Origin of the sequence: Streptomyces sp. ADMS (assembly GCF_033441795.1) — a bacterium.
In the GTDB taxonomy this organism is placed as follows: Bacteria; Actinomycetota; Actinomycetes; order Streptomycetales; family Streptomycetaceae; genus Streptomyces.
Genome location: NZ_JAVFVX010000137.1, coordinates 1 through 16,996 on the forward strand (window position 1 = coordinate 1; position 16,996 = coordinate 16,996).

The window sequence follows — 16,996 nt, forward strand, 5'->3', positions numbered from 1 at the left end:
ATCGCCGCATCGGCGCGGTTCGGGGCCGCGCATGGCGCTGACGGCCGGTCAGCCGTCGCGAGACCCGGGAGCCGTGTCCCATGAGGTGGCCGACGCGCGGTTTACCGGAACGCGTCGAGCAAGGTCGCTTGCACCACGAAGCGGGACACGACCCCATCCGCGGGACAGGGCGGGACGGCGGGCACCGCCGGATGCGGCTGATCCGCGGTGTCAAAGCGTGCTGACCCTCCACCCTCGGTCTGGCAGGCCCCGCCAGAGGTCCTCGGCAATGGCGGCCATGCCGCTTCACGGCCCAGGGAAGCTGCCCGCCAACCCCACCCGCCCCGCCCACTATCCTGGAAGGTCGATCCACCCCCGCGTCAGGAGAAAAATGGCCGTCAACCTCGTCAATGTCGAGAACGTCAGCAAGGTGTACGGGACCCGTGCCCTGCTCGACGGGATCTCGCTCGGGGTGTCCGAGGGGGACCGGATCGGGGTCGTGGGTCGTAACGGCGACGGTAAGACCACCCTCATCCGGATGCTCGCCAAGCTGGAGGAGGCCGACACCGGACGTGTCACCCACTCCGGCGGCCTGCGTCTCGGCGTGCTCACCCAGCACGACTCCCTCGACCCCACCGCCACCGTCCGCCACGAGGTCATCCGGGACATGGCGGACCACGAATGGGCCGGAAACTCCAAGGTCAGGGACGTCCTCACCGGGCTCTTCGGCGGGCTCGACCTGCCCGGGTTCCCGCAGGGCCTCGACACCGTCATCGGGCCGCTCTCCGGTGGTGAGCGGCGTCGGATCGCGCTCGCCAAGCTGCTCATCGACGAGCCCGATCTGATCGTTCTCGACGAGCCCACCAACCACCTCGACGTCGAGGGCATCTCCTGGCTCGCCCGGCATCTGCGCGAGCGCCGCTCCGCGCTCGTCTGCGTCACCCACGACCGCTGGTTCCTCGACCAGGTCTGCACCCGCATGTGGGACGTGCAGAAGGGCGATGTGTACGAGTACGAGGGTGGGTATTCCGACTACGTCTTCGCCCGCGCCGAGCGTGAGCGCATCGCCGCCACCGAGGAGGTCAAGCGGCAGAACCTCGTCCGCAAGGAGCTGGCCTGGCTGCGGCGCGGGGCGCCCGCCCGTACCTCCAAGCCGCGCTTCCGCGTCGAGGCCGCCAACGAGCTGATCGCCGACGTACCGCCGCCCCGGGACAGCAGCGAGCTCATGAAGTTCGCCTCGACCCGGCTGGGCAAGACCGTGTTCGATCTTGAAGACGTGACCGTTCAGGCCGGGCCCAAGGTGCTCCTCAAGCACCTCACCTGGCAGCTCGGCCCCGGTGACCGCATCGGGCTCGTCGGGGTGAACGGCGCCGGCAAGACCTCCCTTCTCCGTGCCATGGCCGAGGCCGCCCGCAGCGACGGCGAGAAGCAGCCCGCCGCCGGGCGGGTCGCCGTCGGGAAGACCGTCAAGCTCGCCTATCTCTCCCAGGAGGTCGCCGAACTCGACCCGCACCTGCGCGTGCTGGAGGCCGTCCAGCAGATCCGCGACCGGGTCGACCTCGGCAAGGGGCGCGAGCTGACCGCCGGACAGCTGTGCGAGACGTTCGGGTTCGGCAAGGAGAAGCAGTGGACCCCGGTGGGGGACCTGAGCGGTGGTGAGCGGCGCAGGCTCCAGATTCTGCGGCTTCTCATGGACGAGCCCAACGTCCTCTTCCTCGACGAGCCCACCAACGACCTCGACATCGAGACCCTCACCCAGCTCGAAGACCTGCTCGACGGCTGGCCCGGCTCCATGGTCGTCATCTCCCACGACCGCTTCTTCGTCGAGCGGACCACCGACCGTGTCTTCGCCCTCCTCGGCGACGCCACCCTCCGTATGCTGCCGCGCGGCATCGACGAGTACCTGGAGCGGCGCCGGCGGATGGAGGAGGCTGCCGCGGCCGCGATCCAGGCCGCCCCCGCCGCAGGCAAGGCCGTCACCGAGAAGAGCGCCGCCGGTGTCCGTGCCGCCAAGAAGGAGCTGCAGAAGATCGAGCGGCAGCTGGACAAGCTCTCCGAGCGCGAGAACAAGCTGCACACCCAGATCGCCGACAACGCCACCGACTTCGAGAAGGTCGCCAAGCTCGACACGGAACTGCGCGAACTCTCCGGCGAACGCGACGACTTGGAACTGCGGTGGCTGGAACTCGCGGACGAGGCATAGCCGAACGCGGGCGAGGAACAGCCGTACGCGGACGAGGCGCAGCCGTGCGCGGGAGAGGCGTGAAGCTCGCAGACATGGCGTGAAGAGCACGTGAACGCGCATAACGGCGGTGTCACGGGCCGGTTCGCCCTTGGGAACAGAGGTGGGCAGGGGGGGATGCAGCCCAGTACGGGACAGCCGCGGAGTGGTAGAAAGAGCCCTCTGAGAACTCCCTGAGTGTGTTTCCGGATGCCTTTCCGAGTGCGTCCGCGCACCGTTGCGCACCTCAGGGTGTGGCTAAAAATCAGCTGAAGGGGGAACGTGCTGATGACCCAGCCGCCCAGCCAACCACCGCAGGAGCCGTCCCAGGGCGGCTTCGGACCGCCGCCGGAGACACCGCAGGGTGCTCCGCAGGCAGTGCCGTACGGGGCTCCGCCGCCCCCGCAGGGTGCGCCGCCCCTGCCACCGGCCCCTCCCCAGCCGGGGTACGGATACCCGCAGCAGCCCGGCCCCTACGCCCAGCCGGGCCCGTACGGCGCCCAGCCCGGTCCCTACGCCCAACAGCCCCCGGCGTACGGGGCGGCCGCGCCCGGATACGGCTACCCCGGCCAGCAGCCCCCGCATTTCCCGGGCGCCCCTGTACCCCCGCCCCCGCCGGGCGGAGGTGCCCGCAACCCCTTCAAGGGGCGCCCCGCGCTGACGATCGGGGCGGCCGTCGCCGCGCTGCTCGTCATCGGGGGCACGGTGTTCGCCGTGACCGCCGGCGGTGACGGCGACGACAAGAAGCCCGCGGCGGGCGGCCCCGAACTCTCCGCTTCCCCCTCCGACCCCGCCGACTCCGGCGACGACAGCGGCGACGACGGCGACGACGGTGGCGGCGGTGTCGCCGGCGCCGATCCCGACAACCTCAACGAGGGGCGCCAGGCCGACGAGGCGAAGGTGCTCTGGTCCAAGGACGCGCCGGACGCGCCCGCCTCCGGTGCCGAGGCCGGCGGCATGTGGATCACCGACAAGGTGGCCGTGAAAGCGGCGTACAAGGAGGTGTTCGCGTTCCGTGTCGGGGACGGGAACACGGCCTGGGGGCCGATCGCCTTCCCGCAGAAGATCTGTGCCGTCACTCCGCAGAAGTCTGCCGACGACAAGATCGTGGTCGCCTATATGAACGGCGCCAGCGATCGGGCCAAGTGCAACCAGCTCCAGCTGCTCGACCTGAACACGGGTGCCAAGGGCTGGGTCGGTGAGGTCGCCGACGGGGGGCTGTTCGACAGCTCGCTCAGCCTCGAGCTGACGATCACCAAGGAGACGCTGATGGTCGGGCGCTCGCAGTCCGGCACGGCGTACGACCTGAACACCGGCGCCAAGCTGTTCGACAAGGTGAAGTACGGGGCCGCCTGCTTCCCCGCCGGCTTCGCGGGCGGCGCCAGGCTGATCGTCGTGTCGTCCTGCGGGGCCGCCACCTCCACCGAGCACGACGAGGTGCAGGAGCTGGACCCGAAGACCGGAGCGGCCAGGTGGACCCGGCCGATTCCGAAGGGCTGGAGGGTCGGGCGTACGTACTCCGTCGATCCTGTCGTCCTGTACCTCACCGACAAGGACAAGAAGTCGTGGAACATCTCCACGCTCAAGGCCGACGGCAACTTCCGTTCCGAGGTCTCTGTCGACGAGTCCTTCGCACCCGTGTGCGGCTGGGCGATTCTCGAACGCGACCTCCAGGGCTGCCAGGGCGTCGCCAACGACGCCGAGACCCTCTATCTGCCGACCGAGGCCACAACCGGCGCCAACGAGATCGTCGCGCTCAACCTGGCCACCGGTAAGGAGAAGTGGCGGGTCAAGTCCCCCGCCGACGAGTCCATGCTGCCGCTGAAGGTCGAGGGCGGCCGGCTCATCGCCTACGTCGAGCCGTCGTACGACGCCGGCGGCCAGGTCGTGTCGATCCCCGTCACCGGCAGCAGCCACACCCCGACGACGCTGCTGAAGAACCCGGCGTCCGCCGCCGACGTCGAGAACAGTTTCTACTCCAAGGCGTACGACTGGGCCGACGGCCGCTTCTACCTCTCCAGCACCCGGCTGAGCGGCAGGGACGAACTGAAGGAGAAGCTGATGCTCGCCTACGGCAAGTAGGACGCACTCTCCCTCGCTCTCTCCTCTCTCCCCTCTCTCCGCTCTTGAGGTACCCACGTCATGACCCAGCCGCCGCCCCCGCCCCCGCCCAACCAGCCTCCGTCGCCGCCTCCGGGCTACGGCTATCCCCAGGGCCCGAACCCGTACGCCCAGCAGCCCCCGCCCCAGCCCCCGTACGGTCCCGGTTACGGCTATCCGCAGCAGCCGCAGCCCGCCTACCCGGCCCAGCCATCCGCCCCCAGGCGGAAGTTGAACGCACAGGCGGTCATCATCGTCTCCGCCGTCGCCGCGATCGCGCTGATCATCGGCGGCGGTGTCTGGTACTCCTCCTCCAAGGACGTTTCGGCCGACGACAAGGCGAGCGACAAGAACAACTCCTCGGAGACGACGGGCGGTACCGGCGGCACCGGCGATACCGGCGGAAGCGCGGAGAAGGCACCCGCCGACACCGCCTCCAAGGTCCTCTTCCAGGTCCCCGAGCCCGTCATCGGCGCCGACGAGAACAGCGCCACCGTCGTCGGGTCCTGGCTCACCGACACGGTGTACGCCAAGAGCGGCCGCGCCGAGATCGTCGGGTACGACCCCGTCAAGGGCACCAAGCTCTGGACGGTCCCGCTGCCCGGCCCGGTGTGCGAGGCCAGCCGCCACACCACCGCCGGCCACCAGACGGCGATCGTGTACGAACCCGCCATGCCGACCAAGGACAAGCCCTCCCACGGCTGCAGCCAGGTCGCGGCGATCGACCTCGACGCGGGCAAGAAGCTGTGGACAAGGACGGTCAAGTCCGGCGACCAGTTGATCAGCCTCAACAACGTGACGATCAGCGCGAGCACGGTCGCCGTGGGCAGCACCAACGGCGGCGCCGCGTTCGACATCACCGGCAAGTCCCTGTGGGCCCCGAAGCGGGCCGACACCTGCTACGACGCGGGCTACGGCGGCGGCGAGAAACTGGTCGCGGTGCGCAAGTGCGGCACGTACGGCGCCCGGAAGCTGAGCATCCAGACCATCGACCCGGTCTCCGGCAAGGTGCTCTCCGACTACGCGATGGCCAAGGGCATCGAGGACGCCAGCATCGTGTCGACGAACCCGCTGGTCGTGGCCGCCGACGTCAACCGCTCCGCCGGCGACGGCAGCGGCATCTCGGACTTCTTCTCCATCGACAACAAGACCGGACAGCTGCGTACGAAGATCTCGGCGCCCGGCGACAAGTACGCGGCCGAGTGCGAGGGCATCACCAGGACCGAGTACTGCACCAAGCTGGCCGTCGGCAACGACAGGCTGTACCTCCCGACCGAGAGCCACGACGGCACCGGCGAGTACAGCAGGACCAACGAGATCGTCGCCTTCGACCTCGCCACCGGCAAGCAGAACGGGCAGCGCGCGGATGCCGGCGACGGCTACACGATCTCCCCGCTGCGCATGGACGGCGGCAACGTGATCGCGTACAAGCGCCCGCCCTACGACAAGGGCGGCCAGGTCGTCAGCATCGACGGCAACTCCTTCGCACAGACGAAGCTGATGGAGAACCCGGCGACGAAGGCGGTGCGCGATGTCGAGTTCAGCATGCAGCCCGATTTCGCCGAGATCATCTATGCCGACGGCCGCCTCTACATGGCCCAGGTCTACGCCCGCAAGCCCTCCGCCGCACAGGAGACGAGGTACCTGGCGATCGCGTACAGCACGAACTGAGCCCGTATCGCCCTTCCGGGCTGCGCGAATGTACGGCCCCGTCCCTGCTCAGGGGCGGGGCCGTGCACGTACTACTCATCACCCTCGAATGAGAGGATTTTCGGCGATCCGGGGCACTTCTCTCCAGTAGGGGAAGCGCAACGTCGAACAAGCGTGTAGCTTCCGGGGGCATGAGAAGCGGGGGGAGCCGGGGGGCTCCCGTCCGTGGGGACCAATGGGCATCCAGAAGGGACAGCCATTGGGGGGACTGGGGGGTGGCTCGATGGGAGTTCGGCTGATGGTGGTCGACGACCACCGACTGCTCGCCGAGGCGCTTGCCTCGGCGTTGAAACTGCGGGGGCACCGGGTGCTCGCCGCGGCGGCGCCCGCCGCGGGCGCGGCGGAACTGGTGATCACGCGTGCGCCGGAGGTGTGCCTGCTGGGCACGGCGACACCGGCCGAGCCGGGCATGTTCGACCCGGTGGTGCGGATCAAGCGCGAGCGTCCGCAGGTGGCGGTCCTGGTGCTGGGTCCGGTGCCCAGCCCGCGCGGTATCGCCGCCGCCTTCGCCGCGGGGGCTTCCGGGTACGTACGTCACGACGAGCGCATAGAAGGCGTCGAACGCGCCATTATGAAGGCGAGGGCGGGCGAGGCGGCGGTCGCTCCGCAGCTGCTCCAGGGAGCGTTCAGCGAACTCCTCAACCCCGTCGCCCAGCCCGACGACGAGGGCCAGCGTCTCCTTCAGATGCTCACGCCGAGGGAGGTCGAGGTCCTGGTCCGGGTCGCCGACGGCGAGGACACCCGGCTGATCGCGGCCGGCATGGGGATCGCGCCCAGTACGGCCCGTACGCATGTGCAGCGGGTGCTGATGAAACTGGGGGTGGGGTCCAGGCTGGAGGCGGCGGCGCTGGCGGCCCGTACGGGGCTGCTGGACCGGGCGGGTCCGGTGCGGCAGCATCCTCCGCACTCGCCTCCGGGACCGGACTTCTGACCGGACACCGACGTTTGCCTTTCTGCCCGAGACTGCGGAGCCGGAGTTCCCGTGAACTCCGGCTCCGCTGGCGTTTCACGGCTCGCCCGGGGATTCCTATGGTTGTGGATTTATGATTTGATGTGTTCGGTTCTGTTTGAAGCGTGTCTTGGCTTGTACTGGCTGGTTCTGGCCGGTTCTGGTGTGGATGGAGAGTCCGGCGTGAAGAAGACCTCGACGAGGCTCGCCGACGGTCGTGAGCTCATCTACTACGACCTGCGCGACGACGCGGTGCGCGACGCGGTGGACCGGCGCCCCCTGGAGCGCACGGTCACCACGTCACAGGTGCGCCGGGACCCGCTGCTCGGCGACGCGGTGGCGATCGCCTCGCACCGCCAGGGCCGCACATACCACCCCCCGGCCGACGAATGCCCGCTGTGCCCCTCCGAGGGTGACCGGCTGAGCGAGATCCCGGACTCGTCGTACGACGTCGCCGTCTTCGAGAACCGTTTCCCCTCCCTGGCCGGCGATGCCGGGCGCTGCGAGGTGGTCTGCTTCACCTCCGACCACAACGCGTCCTTCGCCGACCTCACGGAGGAGCAGACGCGGCTGGTCCTGGAGGCATGGACCGACCGGACGTCGGAGCTGTCGCACCTCCCCTCCGTCGAGCAGGTGTTCTGCTTCGAGAACCGCGGCGCCGAGATCGGCGTCACCCTCGGCCATCCCCACGGCCAGATCTACGCGTATCCCTTCACCACTCCGCGTACGGCCCTGATGCTCCGCTCGGTGGCCGCGCACAAGGAGGCGACGGGCGGCGGCAACCTCTTCGACGAGATCCTGGAGGAGGAACTCGCGGGCGAGCGGCTCGTGCTGGCCACCGACCACTGGGCCGCCTTCGTGCCGTACGCCGCCCACTGGCCCTACGAGGTGCACCTGTACCCGCGCCGCCGGGTGCCGGACCTGCTGGGGCTCGACGAGGACGCCCGCACAGAGTTCCCCCAGGTCTACCTGGAACTCTTGAGGCGCTTCGACCGGATCTTCGGTGAAGGGGAACCCTCGACGCCGTACATCGCGGCCTGGCACCAGGCGCCGTTCGGCACGCTGGAGGAGTTCGAGGGAGTCAACCGCGACGACTTCGCGCTCCACCTCGAGCTTTTCACCATTCGCCGTACTTCCGGCAAGCTGAAGTTCCTCGCGGGCTCCGAGTCGGGGATGAGCGTGTTCATCAACGACATCCAGCCGGAATCCGCGGCCCAGCGACTGCGAGAGGTAGCGAGTTGATGAGCGGTAAGTACCTGGTCACCGGCGGTGCGGGCTATGTCGGCGGGGTGGTCGCCCAGCACCTGCTGGAGGCCGGCCACGAGGTCGTCGTCCTCGACAACCTCTCGACGGGCTTCCGGGAGGGCGTCCCGGCAGGTGCCACGTTCGTGGAGGGCGACATCAAGGACGCGGCCAAGTGGCTGGACTCCTCGTTCGACGGGGTCCTCCACTTCGCGGCCTCCTCCCAGGTCGGCGAGTCGGTCGTCAAGCCCGAGAAGTACTGGGACAACAACGTCGGCGGCTCGATGGCGCTGCTCGCGGCGATGCGCGAGGCGGGCGTACGCAAGCTGGTCTTCTCGTCCACGGCGGCGACGTACGGCGAGCCGGAGACGACCCCGATCGTCGAGACGGACCGCACGTCCCCGACGAACCCCTACGGGGCCTCGAAGCTGGCCGTCGACCACATGATCACGAGCGAGGCGACGGCCCACGGCCTCGCGGCGGTCTCGCTCCGCTACTTCAACGTGGCGGGCGCCTACGCCACCCAGGGCGAGCGCCACGACCCCGAGTCCCACCTGATCCCCCTCGTCCTCCAGGTCGCCCAGGGCAGGCGGGACGCGATCTCGGTCTACGGCGAGGACTACCCGACAGCGGACGGCACCTGCGTACGGGACTACATCCACGTCGCCGACCTGGCGGACGCCCACCTGCTGGCCCTCAAGGCCGCGGCAGCGGGCGAACACCTCATCTGCAACCTCGGCAACGGCGAGGGCTTCTCCGTCCGCGAGGTGATCGAGACGGTGCGCCGGGTCACCGGACACCCGATCCCGGAGGTCGTGGCCCCGCGCCGGGGCGGCGACCCGGCGGTCCTGGTCGCCTCCGCGGAGCGGGCCCGGACCCGCCTCGGCTGGAACCCGACCCGTTCCGACCTGGCGGAAATCGTCGCGGACGCGTGGGAGTTCGCGCAGCGGCACAGCAAGTAGCAGGCCCGGAACATACGAAAGGTCAGAGGTAGAGGGCATGACGACAGTGGATGTCGCCGAAGCGTTCGAGGGGTTGTACGGGTCTGCGCCGGAGGGAGTGTGGGCGGCGCCGGGCCGGGTCAACCTGATCGGCGAGCACACCGACTACAACGACGGCTTCGTCATGCCCTTCGCCCTGCCGCACACGGCGGTGGCAGCGGTCTCCCGCCGCACGGACGGCGTTCTGCGCCTGCACTCGTCGGACGTGGAGGGCGGGGTGGTCGAGCTGGGCATCGACGCCCTGACCCCCGAGTCGGACAAGAACTGGACGGCGTACCCGGCGGGCGTGGTCTGGGCGCTGCGGGACGCGGGCCACACGGCGGTGTCGGCCGGCGCGGACATCCACCTCACCTCGACGGTACCGACGGGCGCGGGCCTGTCGTCGTCGGCGGCGCTGGAGGTCGTGGTCGCCCTGGCCCTGAACGACCTGTACGAACTGGGCCTGGAACGCTGGCAGTTGGCCCGCCTGTGCCAGCGCGCGGAGAACGTGTACGTGGGCGCCCCGACCGGCATCATGGACCAGACGGCGTCGGCGTGCTGCGAGCAGGGCCACGCCCTGTTCCTGGACACCAGGGACCTCTCGCAGCAGCAGATCCCCTTCGACCTGGCGGCCGAGGGCATGCGCCTGCTCGTGGTGGACACCCAGGTCAAGCACTCCCACAGCGAGGGCGAGTACGGCAAACGCAGGGCGGGCTGCGAACGGGGCGCGGAACTGCTGGACGTGGACGCGCTGCGGGACGTGGCGTACGAGAACCTCGGCGCGGCGCTGGCCGGGCTGGCCGACGCGGGCGCCGACGACGAGGTGCGGCGCCTGGTACGCCACGTGGTGACGGAGGACCACCGGGTCGAGCGGGTGGTCACCCTTCTGAAGTCGGGCGGCGACACCCGCGCCATCGGCCCGGTCCTGACCGAGGGCCACGCCTCCCTCCGCGACGACTTCCAGGTCTCCTGCCCGGAACTGGACCTGGTCGTCGAGGCCGCGGTCGAGGCCGGCGCCCTGGGCGCCCGGATGACGGGTGGCGGCTTCGGCGGCTCGGCCATCGTGCTGGTGGAGGCGGAGGACGCGGAACGGGTCGGCAAGGCGGTGGAGGAGGCGTTCGCCGCCGCCGGGTTCGTCCCGCCCCGGGTGTTCGCGGCGGTGCCTTCGGCGGGGGCCCGGCGGGTCGGGTGACGCCGCCGACCGGTACGGACCGTCCTCGGAAGAGATCGGTCCGCCGACCGGTCGGCCTCGTGGCGGGTCACGGACCGTCCTGCGGGTGCCCGCGTGCAGAACGCCGTGACCGCTCCGGATCCGGTGTCCGGAGCTTTAGCGTTCTGACGGACTTGGAGCCGTGCACAACGCCCAGATCACCACAGTGTTGATCGCGATCAGCACGATTGCCCAGAACGGGGCGTAGGGAAGCCAGAGGAAGTTCGCGAGCATGGCCAGACCGGCCAGCCCCACGCCGACGACCCTGGCCCAGGTGGCGCCCTGGAACAGAGCGGCACCGGCGAGAGTGATGACGACGCCCATGACCAGATGGATCCAGCCCCATCCGGTGAGATCGAACTCGAACACGTAGTTGCGGGTGGTGACGAACACGTCGTCGTCGGCGATGGCGGCGATGCCCGCGAAGAGCGTCATCAGTCCACCGAAGATCATCAGGACGGCGGCGAACACCACCCAGCCGCTGCCGATCCCCGTGCGCGCGGAACTCCGCACCGCCCCACCCGAGTGGGCCCTGCTCGCGTGACTGGCCATGGCCGGCTCCTTTCCGTGGTCAAGCCCTCGTTCGTCGGGTACGTCGGTCACGGCGTCGATGCCCGGCGAGGACGCAGGCGATCACGCCGAGGGCCCAGGCGATCAGCAGGGCACCCCACAGCGGCATGGTCACCTCCGGGACGAGAAGGCGGATCCTGGTGTCGGTGCGGTTCTGGAAGATGAAGACCAGCGCGAGCGCGGTGATCAGAACGAACGGTATGAGGCGGCGGACACCAGGGCGGGAGAGGAACGGTGTGCGCGACTGCTGGTCTGTGCTGGTTCGGGCCATGAGATATCCCTCGATCACAGTGCCCCCGCATTCAGCGTCCTCCTCCGGCCCGCGGCTCGCCACAGCGGAGACGGCAGCCCGCGCGCCACGGCAGTTCTCCTGTCCCCGTCCCGTCAAGGGGCCGTCCCGCCGCGGGGAACGCCGTCGGCCGGGATGCCCGCGGGTGCGGGGTGTGGAACGGTGGAAAAGGGCTGGGGGCACGGTTCGGGGCAGGTTCTCCACAGGGCGGCGTGCTGAACGCGACCACCAGGCCCTCGTCGACGTCGTACGCACCGGCCGGGTCCCCGCTCGGAGCGCACAGGGACTGCGGAGGGCCGGACACGACCGTCGCGCCGCGAGGCGCGGAAAGGCAGGAGGACGACTATGAGCGACAACCTGTATCTGGCATACGACTATCCGCTGCTGGGCGCGTTCTGGACGATGATGTGGATCTTCCTGTGGATCCTGTGGATCATCCTGCTGTTCCGCGTCATCGGCGACGTCTTCGTCGACGACTCGCTCAGTGGCTGGGGAAAGACGGGGTGGACCTTCTTCGTGATCATCACGCCGTTCCTCGGGATCTTCGTGTACCTGATCGCCCGGGGCCGTGACATGGGCAAGCGTGAGCAGCGGGCCGCCAGGGCACGGCAGCAGTCGCTCGACGCGTACATCCGGCAGACCGCCGGAGGTACGGGCACCGGGGGCCACGCGGACGAACTGGCCAAGCTCTCCGAGCTCAGGAGCAGGGGCGACCTCACCGAGACGGAGTTCCAGCACGCCAAGGAGAAGGTCCTGACGTCCTGACGAAGCGCCGGGACCGTACGCGCGGCGGGATCATCCCCGCGGTCCGTCCGGGGGACCCGGCCCGCGGCGCACGGGGTCTCGGGCACGGGTGTGCCCTCGCGCAGGTCACGAATGGTCACCGCGGCCCTCTGTCGCCGGCGGCCGTATCGATCGCTCGGCGAGGGCCGCGGCCGAGACGCCGTGCGGGAGGGTCCTCCGGATCCACCCGTTGGACGCTCCCCGCGGGACTGCCGGCTCGTCCGCTGCTGCGGCGGCCCCGCCGGTTCCGCGTGAACGCGCGGGTGGCCTCCTTCTGCGGGCCGGCGAAGGACTGCCCGCTCACGTCTGCGGGGACCACGGTCGCCCCGAAGGGCCGCGCCGTGGCCCGGCCGGCTGAGCACCCCGGCCGGCGAACGCCACCGGGGTCACTGCCTGCGCGTGGGTGCCCGTTCCGCGGGAAAGGTCTTCAGCGCCCGTCCTGCAAGTACCCCCACGTCCGGCACATCTCCCGCAGCACCTCAGGTATCTCCTCGGGCGCCGGCGCGGGCCGGTCCGGCTGGACCTTCCCCGAGCGGATCTTGTCGTTCCAGTCGCCGAAGCCGCCGCCGAGGACCGCGTTCTCCAGGCTGCTGCCGTACTCCAGCATCCCGGGCTGCCAGTCCAGGTCCAGGAAGTGGCAGATGGCGCGGAGCTCGGTGGCGGGGTCGGCGGTGAGGTTCTCGTACGTGAGGATGTGGCCGCCCAGTTTCGCGTGGGCCTCCTCCATCGCCTCCATGTACTGCAGGACCCGGGTCGCCGCTTCCTCGCGGGTGCGGTCGGGCACCGCCTCGTGCCAGGAGCGTGCGACCGCGGCCGGGTGGCGGCGCAGGAAGACGAAGCGGGCGTCGGGCCAGGTCTCGGCGATGCGCTGCCACTGGAACGTGTTTCCCGGGGTCTTCTCCACGATGAACGGCTTGCCCGACTTGACCAGTTCCCGGTGCAGGGCGCGGTCCCAGAGCAGGCCCTCCAGATCCTCGTACCCGAGACCGAGCGCCTCGAAGGAACGTTCCGTGGGGCTGCCCGACTTGAAGTACACCTCCAGGCCGGTCAGATGCAGCTCGTGCGAGGCGTGCAGCTCGGAGTGCGCGCCCAGCATCATGCGCAGCAGTGTCGAGCCCGAGCGCACGGGGGCCAGCACGAAGACCGGACGGTCGAGAAGACGGTCGACCTCCGGGTCCACGGGGTGCCGGGGCGCGGCCGGCGGCCGGGCCGGACGCGGCGCACGCGGCTTCGGCACGGCGTCGAGGGTGCCGGGCCGGTCGCCCGCGGCGGCCTTGGGCGCGGGGACACGGCGGACCTGGTAGCCGGTCGTCTCGGCGAGCTTGGAGTTCAGCTTCCGCAGGATGCTCATGAGGCGGGATGTTAGAACTTTTACCTGAGACTTACCTTTGTCTTGCCTGAGACGGGGGTAAAGGCCGTGGTCAGCGCCCTCAAGCCCCTGGCAGCAGCCTCTTCGTCAGCGTGTACTCCGTGACCCCCGGCGGATAGTCCGGGATCACGCACACCACCTCGTATCCCTGCTTTCGGTAGAAGTCCGGTGCCTGGAAGTCCCAGGTCTCCAGGCGTACGTTGCCGCACGCGCGCTCCTCCCGTGCCGTGCGCTCCGCTTCCGCGAGGAGGCGGGAGCCCAGGCCCCTGCCCCGGTGCGGGGTGTCGACCCAGAGGTACGTCACGTGCAGCCACGTCGTCCAGGTGTGGCCGACCAGGCCGCCCGCCAGTCCTCCCGCTTCGTCCAACACCCATACATGGAGCGGGAGTTCGCGCTCGGCAGGGGTTCCGCGCAGGGCGCGCAGGACGGGCGATGCCGCCGTGTTCGTGTCCCGCAACCGCGATCGGAGCAGGGACAGCCATTCCTTGTCGACTTCTGTCTCCATACGAAACATGCGGCACACCATAAACGCGCTGGCCAATCAGTTCTGCGAATTACCTTCCGCTCCTGGCTCCCGGCCGTACCCTGATGAACAGCACCGGTGGGGGCCGGTGCTGATCAGGGGGCGAGACAGTCGGGTACGACGCCCGGAGCGGGGGTAGCAGTCATCGCACGGCGGCGGTCGTGCACCAGTGACTGCGGCAGCCCCGTCCCAGGCCAGAACCAGCAGCCGGGGATTGCTCCGGGCGTCGTGTCCGCACGGGTTGTCCCCCCGACGATTGGGTGTCCCCAGCTCTTCAGGAGCTCGGGGAAGGGGGTTTCAGTGGTTCGCATCCGAGTCCTGGTCGTCGACGACCACCGCATCTTCGCCGAGTCGCTCGCCGCCGCACTGGCCGCGGAGCCCGACGTCGACGTCTCCGCCGCCGGCAGCGGTCCCGCCGCGCTGCGCAGTCTGGAGCGCGCGGTGGCCGAGGGCCGCCGGTTCGACGTCCTGCTCGTCGACTCCGACCTGGGCGGCAATGTGCCCGGGGCGCGTTCGGCGGTGCCCGTGCAGGAGGGCAACGAGGAAGGGCTGGTCGACGGTATCTCGCTGGTCGCGGGCGTCCGTTCGGGACATCCGCATGTACGGATCGTCGTCCTCGCCGAGAAGGACGATCCCCGCAGGGCCGCGCTCGCTCTGCAGGCGGGCGCCTGCGGATGGGTGGCCAAGGACTGCTCGCTGTCCCGGCTGCTGACCGTCATCCGGGGCGTGCTCCGGGACGAGACGCATCTGCCGCCCGCCCTGCTCACCGGGGTGCTGCGGGAGCTGACCGCCGCCCGCAAGCACCGCACCGAGAGCGAGCGGCTCGTGGAGTCGCTGACGCCCAGGGAGCGGGAGGTGCTGCGGTGCATGGTCGCCGGCCTGGGACGCAAGGCCGTCGCGGAACGGCTGTTCCTCTCCCCGCACACCGTGCGCACCCATATGCAGAACGTGCTGGGCAAGCTCGGCGTCCACTCCACCCTCGCCGCCGTCGCACTCGCCCGGCGGGCCGGGGTGGGCCCCGTCGACCTGGCGGCGGGTGTGCGGATCGGGGTGGAGGAGAGCAGCAGCGCCTGATCGCGCCACTGCTGTGGCCGGCCGGGTCAGCCGGGGATGTTGTCGAACGGCGCCGTCAACTGGCGCAGCAGCCCGGAGAGTTCGCCCCGCTGGGCGCGCGACAGCTCGGCCAGGATCGCGCGTTCCTGGTCCAGCAGGCCCGCCAGCGCCTGATCCGCCCTGTCCTGGCCCTCCGCCGTGAGCCGGACCAGCACTCCCCGCCGGTCACTGGGGTCGGGGAGGCGCTCCACCAGGCCCTTCTTCGTCAGCCGGTCGATACGGTTCGTCATCGTGCCGGAGGTGACCAGGGTCTGGGTGAGCAGTTGCCCGGGGGAGAGCTGATACGGGTCTCCGGCGCGCCGCAGCGCGGTCAGGACGTCGAACTCCCAGGGCTCCAGGCTGTGCTCGGCGAAGGCGAGCCGCCGCGCACGGTCCAGGTGCCGGGCGAGCCTGCTGACGCGGCTGAGCACTTCGAGTGGTTCCACGTCGAGGTCCGGGCGCTCCCGGCGCCACGCAGCGACCAGCCGATCGACCTCGTCCTCCATGGCGATCAGTGTAGTGGTTGTGTCGATGTGAAGTCTCTTGGTATCAAGTCTCTTGACGTCGAGAGATATCTTCGGTCAGGCTGAAGCGACAGACGGCCACGGACGGCCACCGGCAGCCGCAGACGGCCACCGACACCCACGCCGATGACCGCGACCCACAGGAGAGCCCCGACATGCCTGCCACCACCCCCGCCCCCACCTGGGACCCCGCCCAGTACCTCCGCCACGCCGGCCATCGCGCCCGCCCCTTCACCGACCTTCTCGCCCGCGTCCCCGGCCTCCCCCCGGAACCGTCCGGGGGACCACCCCGCATCGCCGACCTCGGCTGCGGCCCCGGCAACGTCACCGCCGTACTCGCCGACCGCTGGCCCACCGCGCACATCACCGGGTACGACAACTCCGCGCCGATGCTGGAACGGGCGGCGCGCCACGCGGGCCCCACGGCGGGCGGCGGCCGTCTCGACTTCGCCCGCGCGGACGTTTCGGAGTGGGCGCCCCCGGAGACGTACGACCTGATCGTCTCCAACGCCGCCCTCCACTGGGTCGAGGGACACCTCGACGCCTTCCCGGCCTGGCTGGACGCGGTCGCCCCCGGCGGGACCTTCGCCTTCCAGGTGCCCGACAACCTCGACGCGCCCCTGCACGCCCTGATGCGCGAACTGGCTACGGGGGCCCGCTGGAGGAACCGCCTCGGCGAGGTACCGCGCCGCGAGGACTCGGTCCACGCCCCCTCCGTCTACCTCGACCGCCTGGCCCGGCTCGGCTGCGAGGCGGACGTGTGGGAGACGACGTATCTGCACGTCCTGCGGGGCGAGGACCCGGTACTGGACTGGGCCAAGGGGACGGGCCTGCGACCGGTGCTGACCGCCCTGGCGGACGACCCGGAGGCCCGGGACGCGTTCGTCACCGAGTACCGCGACCTGCTGCGAGCCGTCTACCCGACGGAGGCGTACGGCACGGTACTGCCCTTCCAGCGGCTGTTCGCCGTGGCGCGGCAGGCGGGCTGAGCAGTGATCGCCGCCGTCGATCATGTGCAGCTGGCCGCGCCGACCGACTCGGAGGATGCCCTGCGGGCGTACTACGTCGACGTCCTCGGCATGACCGAGATCCCGAAGCCGCCGGCACTGGCCGCGCGGGGCGGGTGCTGGTTCCAGGCGGGGCCGGTGCAACTGCATCTCGGGATCGAGGAGGACTTCCGAGCGGCGAGGAAGGCCCACCCGGGACTGCGGGTAGTCGGTATCGACGCCTACGCAGAACTGCTCGCCGCCCGTGGAGCGACGGTCACCTGGGACGGGGACCTGCCGGGGCACCGGCGCTTCTTCTCCTGCGACCCGGTGGGGAACCGGCTGGAGTTCCTGGAACGCGATCACTCGTTCGGATGATCAGGTGAGGAGAGGCGGCACCAGGTGTTTTGCCTCCTTAGTGGTCGAGTTCGTAAGTCCTTCGGGGGTTGATCATGTTGCCGGGGCGGCG

At 70.2% G+C, this 16,996-nt stretch carries 16 protein-coding genes; 11 read left to right on the forward strand and 5 right to left on the reverse strand.

Going from position 1 to position 16,996, the window contains the following annotated elements; genetic code table 11:
• The first annotated feature begins 370 nt into the window (after window positions 1-370).
• The 7 genes from RB628_RS35370 to galK all read left to right on the forward strand — a co-directional run bounded on the left by RB628_RS35370 (window position 371) and on the right by galK (window position 10,373).
• A complete protein-coding gene (locus RB628_RS35370) occupies window positions 371-2,182 on the forward strand; it encodes an ABC-F family ATP-binding cassette domain-containing protein (protein WP_318324734.1) in 1,812 nt (603 codons plus the stop codon).
• A gap of 306 nt (window positions 2,183-2,488) precedes the next feature.
• Window positions 2,489-4,282, forward strand: a complete 1,794-nt coding sequence (locus RB628_RS35375; RefSeq protein WP_318324735.1) for a PQQ-binding-like beta-propeller repeat protein — start codon at window positions 2,489-2,491, stop codon at window positions 4,280-4,282.
• A 60-nt stretch (window positions 4,283-4,342) separates the two neighbouring features.
• The gene (locus tag RB628_RS35380; protein ID WP_318324736.1) at window positions 4,343-5,971 is read left to right on the forward strand and encodes a PQQ-binding-like beta-propeller repeat protein; all 1,629 of its coding nucleotides are present in this window, start codon (window positions 4,343-4,345) and stop codon (window positions 5,969-5,971) included.
• Between the two features lie 262 nt (window positions 5,972-6,233).
• Entirely contained in the window at window positions 6,234-6,941 is a 708-nt protein-coding gene (locus tag RB628_RS35385) for a response regulator transcription factor (RefSeq protein WP_318324737.1), read from the forward strand.
• Between the two features lie 201 nt (window positions 6,942-7,142).
• Complete coding sequence (gene galT / locus RB628_RS35390; RefSeq protein ID WP_318324738.1) at window positions 7,143-8,201, forward strand: galactose-1-phosphate uridylyltransferase; 1,059 nt, start codon at window positions 7,143-7,145, stop codon at window positions 8,199-8,201.
• Window positions 8,201-9,163: a UDP-glucose 4-epimerase GalE gene (galE, locus tag RB628_RS35395; RefSeq protein WP_318324739.1), complete on the forward strand. Its 963-nt coding sequence runs from the start codon at window positions 8,201-8,203 to the stop codon at window positions 9,161-9,163. The genes galT and galE overlap by 1 nt, the downstream gene beginning before the upstream one ends.
• A 37-nt stretch (window positions 9,164-9,200) precedes the next feature.
• Window positions 9,201-10,373 (forward strand): galactokinase, encoded by a 1,173-nt coding sequence (galK, locus tag RB628_RS35400; protein WP_318324740.1) that lies wholly within the window; start codon window positions 9,201-9,203, stop codon window positions 10,371-10,373.
• Between the two features lie 135 nt (window positions 10,374-10,508).
• Here galK and RB628_RS35405 read toward each other — a convergent pair whose 3' ends face one another.
• Window positions 10,509-10,943 carry a hypothetical protein gene (locus tag RB628_RS35405; protein WP_412180774.1) on the reverse strand — a complete coding sequence of 145 codons (435 nt, stop codon included), beginning with the start codon at window positions 10,941-10,943 and terminating at the stop codon, window positions 10,509-10,511.
• Between the two features lie 19 nt (window positions 10,944-10,962).
• Window positions 10,963-11,232, reverse strand: coding sequence for a hypothetical protein (locus RB628_RS35410; RefSeq protein ID WP_318324741.1), 270 nt, complete (start codon window positions 11,230-11,232; stop codon window positions 10,963-10,965).
• 363 nt (window positions 11,233-11,595) lie between these two features.
• Between RB628_RS35410 and RB628_RS35415 the strand changes: the two genes are divergently transcribed.
• Window positions 11,596-12,015: an SHOCT domain-containing protein gene (locus RB628_RS35415; protein WP_318324742.1), complete on the forward strand. Its 420-nt coding sequence runs from the start codon at window positions 11,596-11,598 to the stop codon at window positions 12,013-12,015.
• A 445-nt stretch (window positions 12,016-12,460) separates the two neighbouring features.
• Here the strand turns inward: RB628_RS35415 and RB628_RS35420 are convergent, their stop codons facing one another.
• Window positions 12,461-13,384, reverse strand: coding sequence for a sulfotransferase (locus RB628_RS35420; protein ID WP_318324743.1), 924 nt, complete (start codon window positions 13,382-13,384; stop codon window positions 12,461-12,463).
• Window positions 13,385-13,463: 79 nt separating this feature from the next.
• Entirely contained in the window at window positions 13,464-13,916 is a 453-nt protein-coding gene (locus RB628_RS35425) for an N-acetyltransferase (protein ID WP_318324744.1), read from the reverse strand.
• A gap of 309 nt (window positions 13,917-14,225) precedes the next feature.
• On the opposite strand from RB628_RS35425, the gene RB628_RS35430 reads away from it, so the two are divergent.
• Window positions 14,226-14,999, forward strand: a complete 774-nt coding sequence (locus RB628_RS35430) for a response regulator transcription factor (protein WP_318324745.1) — start codon at window positions 14,226-14,228, stop codon at window positions 14,997-14,999.
• Window positions 15,000-15,025: 26 nt separating this feature from the next.
• Here the strand turns inward: RB628_RS35430 and RB628_RS35435 are convergent, their stop codons facing one another.
• Window positions 15,026-15,523, reverse strand: a complete 498-nt coding sequence (locus RB628_RS35435) for a MarR family winged helix-turn-helix transcriptional regulator (RefSeq protein ID WP_318324746.1) — start codon at window positions 15,521-15,523, stop codon at window positions 15,026-15,028.
• A 173-nt stretch (window positions 15,524-15,696) separates the two neighbouring features.
• Between RB628_RS35435 and RB628_RS35440 the strand changes: the two genes are divergently transcribed.
• Window positions 15,697-16,530: a trans-aconitate 2-methyltransferase gene (locus RB628_RS35440; protein WP_318324747.1), complete on the forward strand. Its 834-nt coding sequence runs from the start codon at window positions 15,697-15,699 to the stop codon at window positions 16,528-16,530.
• A gap of 3 nt (window positions 16,531-16,533) precedes the next feature.
• Entirely contained in the window at window positions 16,534-16,905 is a 372-nt protein-coding gene (locus tag RB628_RS35445; protein ID WP_318324748.1) for a VOC family protein, read from the forward strand.
• Window positions 16,906-16,996 lie beyond the last annotated feature (91 nt).